Source organism: Vandammella animalimorsus (assembly GCF_002285285.1).
In the GTDB taxonomy this organism is placed as follows: Bacteria; Pseudomonadota; Gammaproteobacteria; order Burkholderiales; family Burkholderiaceae_C; genus Lampropedia; species Lampropedia animalimorsus.
Genome location: NZ_NSJF01000009.1, coordinates 1 through 11,706, shown reverse-complemented (window position 1 = coordinate 11,706; position 11,706 = coordinate 1). Strand labels below are relative to the sequence as shown.

Annotated in this window: 10 protein-coding genes; 5 read left to right on the top strand and 5 right to left on the bottom strand. The window is 63.3% G+C overall.

All coding sequences use genetic code 11. From position 1 onward, the window contains the following. Positions 1-35: 35 nt before the first annotated feature. The gene (locus tag CK620_RS13055; protein ID WP_095550681.1) at positions 36-860 is read left to right on the top strand and encodes a crotonase/enoyl-CoA hydratase family protein; all 825 of its coding nucleotides are present in this window, start codon (positions 36-38) and stop codon (positions 858-860) included. A 75-nt stretch (positions 861-935) separates the two neighbouring features. Here the strand turns inward: CK620_RS13055 and CK620_RS13050 are convergent, their stop codons facing one another. The 5 genes from CK620_RS13050 to CK620_RS13030 all read right to left on the bottom strand — a co-directional run bounded on the left by CK620_RS13050 (position 936) and on the right by CK620_RS13030 (position 7,608). After that, on the bottom strand, positions 936-1,337 hold the full coding sequence (locus tag CK620_RS13050; RefSeq protein ID WP_095550680.1) for an MliC family protein: 402 nt from the start codon (positions 1,335-1,337) through the stop codon (positions 936-938). Positions 1,338-1,716: 379 nt separating this feature from the next. Beyond that, positions 1,717-3,024, bottom strand: coding sequence for a phosphoribosylamine--glycine ligase (purD, locus tag CK620_RS13045; RefSeq protein ID WP_095550679.1), 1,308 nt, complete (start codon positions 3,022-3,024; stop codon positions 1,717-1,719). Positions 3,025-3,090: 66 nt separating this feature from the next. Next, positions 3,091-3,816: a YebC/PmpR family DNA-binding transcriptional regulator gene (locus tag CK620_RS13040; RefSeq protein WP_095550678.1), complete on the bottom strand. Its 726-nt coding sequence runs from the start codon at positions 3,814-3,816 to the stop codon at positions 3,091-3,093. A 166-nt stretch (positions 3,817-3,982) separates the two neighbouring features. Further along, entirely contained in the window at positions 3,983-6,133 is a 2,151-nt protein-coding gene (locus CK620_RS13035; RefSeq protein ID WP_095550677.1) for a TonB-dependent receptor domain-containing protein, read from the bottom strand. A gap of 173 nt (positions 6,134-6,306) precedes the next feature. After that, positions 6,307-7,608, bottom strand: coding sequence for a hypothetical protein (locus CK620_RS13030; protein WP_179290659.1), 1,302 nt, complete (start codon positions 7,606-7,608; stop codon positions 6,307-6,309). 434 nt (positions 7,609-8,042) lie between these two features. Here CK620_RS13030 and CK620_RS13025 point away from each other — a divergent pair, with 434 nt between their 5' ends. The 4 genes from CK620_RS13025 (at position 8,043) to cysK (ending at position 11,478) form a co-directional block, all read left to right on the top strand. Continuing rightward, a complete protein-coding gene (locus CK620_RS13025; RefSeq protein WP_238946140.1) occupies positions 8,043-8,615 on the top strand; it encodes a BON domain-containing protein in 573 nt (190 codons plus the stop codon). A 27-nt stretch (positions 8,616-8,642) separates the two neighbouring features. Then, positions 8,643-9,410, top strand: coding sequence for a class II glutamine amidotransferase (locus tag CK620_RS13020; protein WP_095550675.1), 768 nt, complete (start codon positions 8,643-8,645; stop codon positions 9,408-9,410). 47 nt (positions 9,411-9,457) lie between these two features. After that, positions 9,458-10,423 (top strand): LysR substrate-binding domain-containing protein, encoded by a 966-nt coding sequence (locus CK620_RS13015; RefSeq protein ID WP_095550674.1) that lies wholly within the window; start codon positions 9,458-9,460, stop codon positions 10,421-10,423. Positions 10,424-10,557: 134 nt separating this feature from the next. Further along, positions 10,558-11,478 (top strand): cysteine synthase A, encoded by a 921-nt coding sequence (cysK, locus tag CK620_RS13010; protein WP_095550673.1) that lies wholly within the window; start codon positions 10,558-10,560, stop codon positions 11,476-11,478. The last annotated feature ends 228 nt before the right edge of the window (positions 11,479-11,706 follow it).

Below are 11,706 nucleotides of genomic sequence, written 5' to 3'. Positions count from 1 at the left end.
CACGGGCCGATGACATTCACCACAGGAGTCTTGCCATGCAGGAACAAGTTTTTGAAGACCGAGTTGCCGTGAACCTGGGGGCCGATGGCGTGGCCACCGTCATGCTGCGCCGCCCGGAAAAGATGAACGCCTTGGATGTGGCCATGTTCAAGGGCTTGGCTGCCGCCGGCGCCTGGCTGCGCGAGGCCGCTGGCCTGCGCGCTGTGGTTCTGGCCGGTGAAGGCAAAGCCTTTTGCGCTGGGCTGGACATGGCCAATTTCGAGGGCCTGCTGCGTGGCCAGGCGTTGGATCCAGCCCTGGGTCGGCTGGCTGAGCGAAGCCATGGCCAGGCCAACCTGCCCCAGCACATTTGCTGGCAGTGGCGCACGTTGGAGGTGCCAGTCGTGGCCGCGCTGCATGGCGTGGCCTTGGGCGGTGGCCTGCAATTGGCCCTGGGCGCAGATGTGCGCCTGGTGGCGCCCGATGCGCGCCTGTCGGTGCGTGAAATGCATTGGGGCCTGGTGCCCGACATGGCGGGCATGGCGCTGTTGCGTGAATTGGTGCGCGCCGACATCGCGCGCGAGCTGGTGTTCAGCGGTCGCATGGTGGACGCCCAGGAGGCCTGCCAGATCGGTCTGGCGACCCGGCTGGTGCAAGACCCTTTGGCGCAAGCGCTGGAGCTGGCCCGGCAAATGGCTGGCTTCAGCCCGCAGGCCATGCGCGCGGCCAAGCGTCTGCTCAACAGCACGGCCGATGCCTCGGCCGGCGAATTGCTGTTGGCCGAATCGTTGGAGCAGCTGCAGCTCTTGGGCAGCGCCGACCAGCGCGAGGCCGTGATGGCTGGGCTGGAAAAACGCCAGCCGGTTTTTCGCGATGCCTGATGCATCGCAGCCATGAAAAAAGCCCATGCAGCAAAAACTGCATGGGCTTTTTTCATGAACTTAGCGCTGGCTGATTCAGTTTGCGGCGCTGGTGCAGTTGGTTTCCACCAGATTGTTGTAAGGATCGTAGAAGCTGAAGAAAGCCTCATTGCCTTTCTGGTGCCATTCAGCGCCGCGGCCGAACAGCCCGCTCTTGCCGACGTAGCGCGAGCCGGAGCCGGAGACAGTGATGTTCAGCATGGCGCTCTTGTCGTCAAGCTTGAGTTCCAGCTGCTCTGTGCCCCGGGGCTGCACCCAGACGGTCAGACCGTTTTGGCAAGCAAATTTGCTGGCCATCATTTCGTGATGCTGGGCGGGCGCAACCGTTGTTGCGGCATGGCCAGTCACTTGGTTTTGAGGCTGCTTGGGCTGTGTGCCGCTGCAAGCGGCCAGCGCCACAGCGCAACCGGCCAGCATGGACAGGGTTTTGATGTTCATGGCAATACTCCCTTCAAAGTATGAGTATGAAAACAGGCTTGGCAGGATCGGCGCAAAGTCTGCGCCTGCCAAGATGCGTGGCGCATTGTAGGTGCCTTGCCGTAGAGCGAATGGGCGCATGCACACTGTTACCTGTGTTTCGGTCTGGCTGATCGCCTTGGCAGGCAGGCGCTTGCCGGGGCGCGCTGGCGGCGCCGAATGGCTCAGCGGTCTCAGAGCCTGTTCAAAATCTTTGCACGGCGGTCAAGAGAGCGGATTGGGGCGCTCTGCTGCGCCCGCAAAGCCTCGCCATAGCCCCAGAGCTATGGCTGCGTTTTGCGCCTTGCAGCCCACCCCAAACCGCTTCTTGCCCACTCGCGCCGAGATTTTGAACAGGCTCTCAGCCGGCCTCGCCCCGACCCTGGCTTTTGATGGCGCGGTGGCCAATGTCCTTACGGTATTGCACACCGTCGAACTGAATCTGACTGAGCACGGCATAGGCGCGCTGCTGGGCCAGTTTGACGTTATCGCCCAGCGCGGTCACGCACAGCACACGGCCGCCGCTGGTTTTGATGACGCCCTCCTCCAGCGTGGTGCCGGCGTGGAAAACCACGGCATCATCGAATGCATCGTCACTGGGCAGGCCGCTGATGGCATCGCCCTTGCGTGGCGACTCGGGGTAGCCGTGCGCGGCCATCACCACGCCCAGCGCCACGCGGCGGTCCCAGGCCAGCTCGACCTGGTCGAGCCGGCCATCCACTGCGGCGCTGAGCACTTCGAACAAGTCGCTCTTGAGGCGCATCAGAATGGGCTGGGTTTCCGGATCGCCCATGCGGCAGTTGAACTCCAGCGTGCGCGGTTGGCCCTGGGCGTCGATCATCAGGCCGGCGTAGAGAAAGCCGGTGAAGGGGATGCCGTCGCGCTCCATGCCGCGGATGGTGGGCAGGATGATTTCGCGCATGGCGCGGGCGTGCACGTCGGCCGTGACGATGGGCGCGGGCGAGTACGCGCCCATGCCGCCGGTGTTGGGGCCCTGGTCGCCGTCGAGCAGGCGCTTGTGGTCTTGGCTGGTGGCCAGCGCCAGCACATTCTTGCCGTCGCACAGCACGATGAAGCTGGCTTCCTCGCCGCTGAGGAATTCCTCGATCACCACGCGCGCCTGGCCCTGGTTGTGGGCTGCGCCGTAGCGGTTGTCCAGCAGCATGTCGTCCACCGCCTGGTGGGCCTGCTCGATGGTCTCGGCCACCACTACGCCCTTGCCTGCGGCCAAGCCATCGGCCTTGACGACGATGGGCGCGCCCAGCCGGTCGATGTAGGCCTTGGCCGCATCCGGGTCACTGAAGGTGTCGAAGGCGGCGGTGGGGATGCCGTGGCGCTGCATGAAGGCCTTGGAGAAGGCCTTGGAGCTTTCCAGTTGCGCGGCAGCCTTGGTGGGGCCGAAGATGCGCAGGCCGTGGGCGCGAAATTCATCGACCACGCCAGCTGCCAGCGGGGCTTCGGGGCCGACCACCGTCAGCGCCACTTTTTCGCGCTGTGCCCATTCGCGCAGGGCCTGGGGCTCAGTGATGGGCAGATTGGTGAATTTTGGGTTGCGCGCCGTGCCGCCGTTGCCGGGGGCAACGAACAATTGGGTCACGCGCGGCGATTGCGCCAGTTTCCAGGCCAGAGCGTGTTCGCGGCCGCCAGAGCCGATGACGAGGACTTTCATACGGGGGTCAGACAAAGGGGATTGGGGCTGGGCCAGGCACGGCGGCCAAGGCCGTGCGGCGCAATGTCACAGCGCCAGCTCGGCGTTGTGGTAGACGTCCTGCACGTCGTCCAGATCTTCGAGCACGTCCAGCAGCTTTTGCATGCGCTGGGCGTCTTCGCCTTCGAGGGCGATGCTGTTGTCGGCGCGCATGGTCACCTCGGCCATTTCTGCGTTAAAGCCTGCCGCTTCGAGCGCGTTTTTCACAGCTTCGAAATCGCCCGGCGCGCACAGCACCTCGATGGCGCCTTCGTCGTCGCTGATGACGTCGTTGGCGCCAGCCTCCAGGGCCACTTCCATCAGCTTGTCCTCATCGGTGCCGGGGGCGAAGAAGAGCTGCCCCACGTGCTGGAACTGGAAGGCCACCGAGCCTTCGGTGCCCATGTTGCCGCCGTACTTGTTGAAGGCGTGACGCACTTCGGCCACGGTGCGCTGGCGGTTGTCGGTCATGGTGTCGACGATGATGGCCGCGCCGCCGATGCCATAGCCCTCGTAGCGGATTTCCTCGTAGTTCACGCCCTCGAGGTTGCCCGTGGCTTTGTCGATGTTGCGCTTGATGTTGTCGGCCGGCATGTTGGCGGCCTTGGCCTTGTCGATGGCCAGGCGCAGGCGCGGGTTGGCGCCCGGGTCGCCGCCGCCGGCGCGGGCGGCCACGATGATTTCACGGATCAGGCGCGTCCAGATGCGGCCGCGCTTCTCGTCTTGGCGCCCTTTGCGGTGCTGAATATTGGCCCACTTGCTATGCCCTGCCATGGGTGCTTGCCTCGTCTTTCCATGCCGTGTGCGTGGCTGCCATGCCTGCAGCGGCGCGCATCATCGGCGTCATTGAACAAAAGGGCGCATTTTACGAAAACGAAACAGCCGCCCTGGCCTGTGGCCGAGGCGGCTGATGGGGCGCCCGAGTTGGGCCAGAGCTTGCTCAGAACTCCAGCTTCAGGCCCAGCGTCAGATTGCGCCCGCGCAGTGGCGAGGCTTCCTTGACGAAGGAGCTGGGGTTGAAGGCCAGCTCGTCCAGCGCGTTGGACAGTTGTGCATACAGGCTGTAATGCCCCCACGCGCCCATGCGCTGGCGCCAGCTGGCGTGCAGGTTGAGCATGTCGTAGGCTGGGGTGCGGGTTTCGTAGTGGGCAAAGCGATTCTGGGCGAAGCTGTGGTACCACTCAGCCCCGGCGGACCAGGGCCCGGACTGCCAGAGTGCGTTCAGGCCCAGGCGATGGGCGGGCTGGCGCGGCACGCGCGCGCCCGCGCCGACGAAGTGCGCCCGCACCATGTCGGCGTAGGCGCCCACGCGCCACTGGCTGTTGAGCTGATGACTGATGCGCGCTTCCAGGCCCTTGAACACGGCGTCGTGCTGGCGGTAGTCGATCAGGCGGAAGTTTTCGTGGCGGTCTGTGGTGTGGGCGTAGATGTAGTGGTTGATGCGGTTGTAGAAGGCTGTGAGCTCATAGCGCGTGGCGCCGCTGTTCTTGCGCAGCGTGAGGTCGAGGTTGTTCGATTGTTCGGCCTTGAGGCGGCTGTTGCCGCGCTCCCACGTGTTGGTGGCCAGGTGAATGCCGCCTGCAAACAGCTCTTCGGCCGTGGGCGCGCGCGAGGAGCGCGAGGCGCTGGCGGCCAGCACGTAGCCAGGCGCGAACTGCCAACTGGCGCCGGCCGAGAGCGAGCCCATGTGGTGCCGCACGCTGCCGCTGCGGCGCTGGCCCATCAGCCGGGCGTTCTGCCATTCGTAGCGCCCGCTGAGCTCCAGGCGCCAGTCGCCCAAGCGGTATTCCTCCAGCGCAAACAGGGCGCGGTTGCTGGTGTTGGTGGGCTCGACGTAGGCTTCGTTGCCCACGGCGCTGAACTCGCGGCGGCTGTGCTGCAAGCCAATCAGGCCGCGCAGCCGGCCGGCGCCCAGCGCGATGGGTTGGTGTTCGAGCTCCAGGCGCGCATCGTGGGCCTGGTTCTTGAAGGTGGTGCCAATCTCCCCATGGTCGATTTCATCGTGCCGGTAGTCGGTGACGCTGGCGCGCAGGCGCGCGCGTGAAAAGCCCGGCAGCGGCTCGCTCCACTGGCCGCGCAGGTCCCAGCGATCGGTGTCCATATTCACCAGGGCAATATGGTCCTCGTCGTGGCCATGCGTGCAATGCAGGTGCTGGCCGTGCCAGTGGCAGCCCGGCGGCGCTGGGCGCGGGTCGTGCGCATGGCCGTGGCTGCCGCAGTGCAGCGAGTTGCCGTGCAGGTGGCAGTCTTCGTATTCGTGGCTGTGGCCGGGCAGGCCGTACTGGCTGCGCAGGCGGCTGTAGGCCAGGCCCAGGTAGCCGCGCTCGTGCACCAGCGCGCCGCCCACACTGCCATACCAAGTGGCGTTGTTGGAGCCGCTGACGCGCTCGCTGCTCCAGCCGCTGCCGACGCGGTATTCGCCGGCCGAGCGTTTGAGGCCCTCGACGTGCAATGCCAGCGGGCCGCGCCCGCCCGTCAGCGCGAAGGCGCCTGTGCCTTCGCGGGCGCTGCTGTCCTTGCGCAGCTGCAGCTGGCCTTCATAGCCTTTGTCTGGCAAGGCCGTGGGCACGCGGCCATCGCGCAGATTGACCACGCCGCCAGTGATGCCGCCGCCATACAGCAGGGTCGATGGGCCGCGCAGGATCTCCACCTCCTGCGCCAGCATGGGCTCGATGGCCACGGCGTGGTCTGGGCTGGATGTCGAGGCATCCTGCACTTCACTGCCATCGCTGAGTATGCGCACCCGGGCGCCATCGGCGCCGCGGATGACCGGGCGCCCCGCGCCTGCGCCGTAGTTGTTGTTGCGCACGCCGGGCAGGCCATCGAGGGTGTCGCCCAGCGTGGCCGAACCGCGCAGCTGCAGATCATCGGCATCCAGCAAATCCACGGGCGTGGCCGACTCCTCCAGCGGGATGTCCAGAGCGCGGCCGCTGACGCTGACCTCAGCCAGCTCAGACGTGCTGGCGGTTGCGGAAGCCTGGTTCTGGCCGGCGATCGACTGAGTCTGGGTTTGTGCCTGGGCCAGCGGCTGTGCGCCCAGGCTGGCACACAGCAATGCCAGGGCGTGCAATGGGAAAGATGCTTTGGTCATGGCGATGCAGAAAAATAATGGGGCGGTGTGACAAGCCACCGGGGCAGTGCCAGCCACGGATGGCCTGAAAACAAACGCTGCCGCACGAGGCGGCAGGCGGTGAAGAAACAAGGCGCTGGCAAGGATGCGGCCAGGCGCGGGCGGTGCTTGCACGCGCGCGCCTGGCCCGACCATCAGTGCTTGTGCTCGGGCAGGCCCAGCCAAACCATGTTGGTGGGGCTGAAGTTCAACGCAATGCTGCCTTGCACGCGGGCCTCGTCGAGGTCGATGGTGTGCAGACGCTGGCCCTGCGGATCGCTCAGCCAGGCCTTGTCGTGGGCGGCGCTGACGGCGAAGCTGGGGTAAGGCGCCTTGGCCGGCATGTTGGCGATCACGCCGGCGATCTCGGCGCGCTTGCGCCAGGTCTTGACGTCCAAAATGTGCACGGTGCCAGTGCTGTCGAGCACCAGCAGGTTTTCGCCTTCGGCATCCATGGCGTGCGCACGGCGGATCAAGCCCTCACCCCACTGGATGCGGCTGATGCGGCCTGCTTCCGGATCGATCTCGAACAAATGGCCAGGGCTGGCGATGCCCACGAATTTGCCGTAGTGGGCATTGCCAATGATGGCGCCGATGCGCACGTTCTCACCGATGTCGGCAGGGTTGTCGATCTTGCGGGCGGTGAAGGTATCGCCGTCTTGCTTGACCACCAGAATGCCGTCGCTGCAGCCGAATGCGGAGTACTTTTCATTGGAGTAGCTGCCATGCAGCATCGGGCACTGCTCATCGAAGCGACGCTCGAAATGGTAATGGTCGTCATGGCGGTGGTAGAGCTCAACTTGGCTGGGCAGGGTCGAGCCGCCGGGCGTCACCTCTGCGCGCCAGGTGGTCAGCAGCCAGTCGCCGCGTGGCTCGGCCGTGCCGTGCATGGGCAGCGACAGACCTTGTGTGGCCATTGCTGGCGCATGGGGTTTGCCGATGCTGGCATCGGTGAGCACGGCCACGGAGGCGTTTTGGCCCGCTGCGGTATTGCCATCGAAGAAGAGGGCTGCCTGGCCAGCGTGGCGTTCATAGTGCGTGGGGCGCGAGCCAGTCAGGCGGGTGGGCAGCAGCGCCGGATCCTTCATGTAATCGTGCAAATGGTTGCCATGGTCTTCTTGCCAGATGCCGCCGTCGATGAATTGCACCTGGTTTTGCGCGCGCTGCGGCAGCACGGCATAGCGGTTGTTCGGGCTGGGGTAGATGGCCGAAGTGGGGTTGTCCAGCGTGAAGCTTTGCAGCAGGCGCCCTTTGTCCAGATCAATGACGTGGACCTGGGGGCTGCCAGCTTCCAGTGCGACCAGGCGCCCAGCCGTTTCGATGTGGGGATGGGAGTGGTCGTCGTCCGCTGGCGGCTTGGTGTCCAGATCATTGCTGCCACCGCCACATGCGGCCAGGGCCATTGCACATGCCAGCACCAGTGTGCTTTTTTGCCAATGCCATACAAATTGCGCCATGGAAAAACTCCTGTTGTGAAAATAGATTATCAACACGGCAAATTATAGTGATAAATCATTCTTGAATAAGAGGCAGGCAGGCAGGCTTGCCATTACGCGCTTGCGGTGGGGGCGCAGGCCATGGGCGGTCGGATATGGTATGTTTCCGGCCGCATCGCACACAGGCGGTGCGCGGCCTGGTTTCAGTGCCTGTTCAAAGCCTCTTTACGGCCGGCAAGAATGCGCGCGCGAACGGATCCTCGCGTGCAGGGCTTCTCTATTGCAGTGGTTTGATATTGCGCCCGTAGTTTTGAACAGACGCCCAGGCATACGACGGCATGAATGGGAAGTGCACTTTTATGTATTTGAAGCGGTTTGTGGCGATTGCATGGATGGGCGTGGCGGGGCTGTCAGGGCTGACTGGCTGCGCACCCTTGATTGTTGGTGGAGCTGTGGTGGCCACCTCCGTAGCGCTGGATCGCCGCACTGCGGGCGCGCAAGTGGACGATCAGGCGATCCAATTGAAAGTGCGCACGGCATTCAATGAGCAGCTGGGCGATCAGGCCCACATCAACGTCAACAGCTATAACCGCCGCGTGTTACTGACTGGCGAGGTGCCCGATGAGGCGCAGCGCCAGCGCGCGGCGCAGTTGGCCAAAGAGGTGGAAAACGTGCGCGGTGTGTACAACGAGCTGCAAATCATGCCCGCCAGCAGCTATTCGCAGCGCTCGCGCGATACTTGGATCACGGGCAAGGTGCGCAGCCAGATATTGGCCACAGACGGTTTGCCGAGCAAGTCTCTGCAGGTGACGACGGAGCAGGAAGTGGTTTATCTGCAGGGCTTAGTCACGCCCCGTGAAGCGCAGGCCGCCACCCAGGCCGCACGCACGGTATCGGGGGTGCGCAAGGTGGTGCGGATGTTTGAGCTGATTTCCGAGCAGGAGCTGCAGAAGACGCTGGCTGAGCGTGAGGCCAGGGCTGCACAGAGCGCGAATGCCTTTCACGAATCGGGTGGCCCCAATCAATAAGCGACAGGCGCTGACGGCGTATTGATCATGTGCCAATTGCTTGGAATGAATGCCAAGAACCCGACAGACTTGACGTTCAGTTTCACGGGTTTTGCGCAGCGCGCAGGGCGCACCGGCGATCATGTGGATGGCTGGGGTATGGCGTTTTTTGAAGGCCACGGGGTGCGCCACTTCGTGGACCATCAAAGCGCCATGAAGTCGCCGGTCGCGGAGCTGATTCGGCGCTATCCGATCAAAAGCACCAATGTCATCGCCCATATTCGAAAGGCCACGCAAGGCGCAGTGGCCTTGTCGAACTGCCATCCGTTCGTGCGTGAGCTGTGGGGCAATTACTGGGTATTTGCGCACAACGGTAACCTGGTGGGCTTCGACGCTCGCCTGCATGGCCACTTCCACCCGGTGGGCGGCACCGACAGCGAGCTGGCATTTTGCTGGATCATGCAGGAGTTGGCCAAGTCGCACGCCGGTGTGCCCAGCATTCAGGAGATGACTTTGACGCTGCGGGAGCTGGCCGCGCGCATTGCCCGGCATGGCACGTTCAACTTCTTGCTCTCCAATGGCGATGCGCTCTGGGCCCACGCCACCACGCAGCTTTGCTACACCGAACGCGCCTGGCCTTACTCCATGGTGTCGTTGAGTGATGAGGATTTGAGCGTGGACTTCTCCCAGCACACCAGCCCAGACGACAAGACTGCCATCATCGTGACGGCGCCGTTGACCAGCAATGAAACCTGGGTGCCCTTTGCATCGGGGGAGCTCAAAGCCTTTGTTGATGGTCAGCTGCAGCCTTTCTGAAGGTATCCAGTCCAGGCATATCCGCGATCGCGCAACAGGCTACCCCCATGACTTTGACAGAGCTCAAATACATCGTTGCCGTGGCGCGCGAGCGGCACTTTGGGCGTGCGGCAGAAGCCTGTTTTGTGTCGCAGCCCACGCTTTCGGTGGCGGTGAAAAAGTTGGAGGATGAACTGGGCGTGCGCATCTTCGAGCGCAGCTCCGGGGAAGTCAGTGTCACGGCACTCGGGCAGCGCCTGGTGGAGCAGGCGCAAAACGTCCTCGACCAAGCCCATTTGCTGAAAGAAATTGCGCAAAGCAGCGCAGACCCCCTGCAAGGCCCATTGCGGCTGGGTGTGATTTACACCATCGGCCCTTACCTGCTGCCCAAGCTGGTGCGTGAGACCATCGCCCGCACGCCGCAGATGCCGCTGATGCTGCAAGAGAACTTCACTACACGGCTGCTGGAGATGTTGCGAGCCGGGGAGATCGACTGCGCCATCCTGGCAGAGCCCTTCCCCAGCGCGGGCTTGGCCGTGGCCGAGTTGTACGACGAGCCCTTCTGGGCGGCTGTGCCTGCAGGCAGCCCGCTGGCGCAGCAGCAGCTCATCACCACCAGCGCTCTAAAAAAGGAAAACATGCTGCTGTTGGGTGCAGGGCATTGCTTTCGCGATCATGTGCTGCAGGTTTGTCCGGAATTCGCCCGCTTTTCGGACAGCGAGGGCATCCAAAAGTCCTTTGAGGGCTCATCACTGGAAACCATTAAGCACATGGTGGCCGCAGGTATGGGCTTGACCCTGGTGCCGCGCCTGGCCGTGCCTGATGGTGTGATTGCGCAGCGATCATTGCCCCGAGGCAGTGACGAACTCATCCACTACCTGCCTATTGAAGACGACGGTACACACGCAGCGCCCATGCGGCGGGTCGTTCTGGTTTGGCGCCGCAGCTTCACCCGCTACGAAGCCATCGTCGCGCTGCGCAATGCCATCCATGCTTGTGAGTTGCCCGGAGTGGTATGGCGTCATGCACAGTGAGGCCGGCGCAGCAGGAGTTGGGCGCTCAGCGCCTTGATCTCGGGCCATAAGCTCATTGCGAATCAGTCATAAAAGGCCTTGGACAATGCGATCAAGTGCCGCCGAGCGGTGCTGTCATTTTTTAGGAGGAAACCATGCCTTTTCGCAACGTACTCGAAACCATTGGTCGCACCCCGCACATCCGCATCAACCGTTTGTTTGGACCGGACGCGAACGTCTGGGTCAAGGCCGAGCGAGCCAATCCTGGCGGCTCCATCAAAGACCGCATCGCCCTGGCCATGGTCGAAGAAGCAGAAAAGGCCGGCGTGCTCAAGCCTGGCGGCACCATCATCGAGCCCACTTCTGGCAATACAGGAGTGGGCCTGGCCATGGTGGCTGCGGTCAAGGGCTATCAGCTTGTTCTCGTCATGCCCGAAAGCATGTCCATTGAGCGACGGCGCCTGTTCCTGGCCTATGGCGCACGCTTCGATCTGACGCCGCGCGAACAAGGCATGAAAGGCGCCATCGCGCGCGCGCAGGAGCTGCAGGCGCAAACGCCGGGTGCCTGGATTGCACAGCAATTCGAGAACCCGGCCAACATCGATGTCCATGTGCGCACGACGGCCGAGGAGATTGCGGCGGACTTTCCCGAAGGCCTGGATGCCATCATCACCGGCGTTGGCACTGGCGGGCATCTCACCGGAGTGGGGCGAACCCTCAAAGCCCGTTGGCCACAGTTGAAGGTCTTTGCCGTTGAGCCTGCCGCGTCGCCCGTGATCTCTGGAGGCCAGCCTGCACCTCACCCCATCCAAGGCATTGGGGCTGGATTCATCCCTCGCAACCTGGATAGCAGTGTGCTCGACGGAGTCATCCAGGTTGATGCAGAAGACGCAAAAGAATATGCACGTCGCAGCGCGACTCAAGAGGGACTGCTTGTCGGCATATCTTCCGGCGCTACTCTTGCGGCCATTGCGCAGCAATTGCCCAAGCTTCCCGCCCAAGCCAGGGTGCTAGGCTTCAATTACGATACGGGCGAGCGTTATCTGTCAGTAGAAGGCTTCTTGCCGCAGGCATGAGGCGTATCGGGACCTCGCGTCCCCTGTGCCTCCATGCCCCGATAGGCCATGCAGTCTAGACAAGGCCACAGCTCTTCGTTCGCGAAATACTTGCATGTGTCGAAAAACTTATGTTATAGTCACGCCTTCGCTTGATTGCAGCTGCTCTGTTGGGTGGTTGCGGTGGCAGATGGTTTGAGGTTAGTTGACTGACTCAAAATTTCTGCTACAATGCGAAGTTTCCTCGAA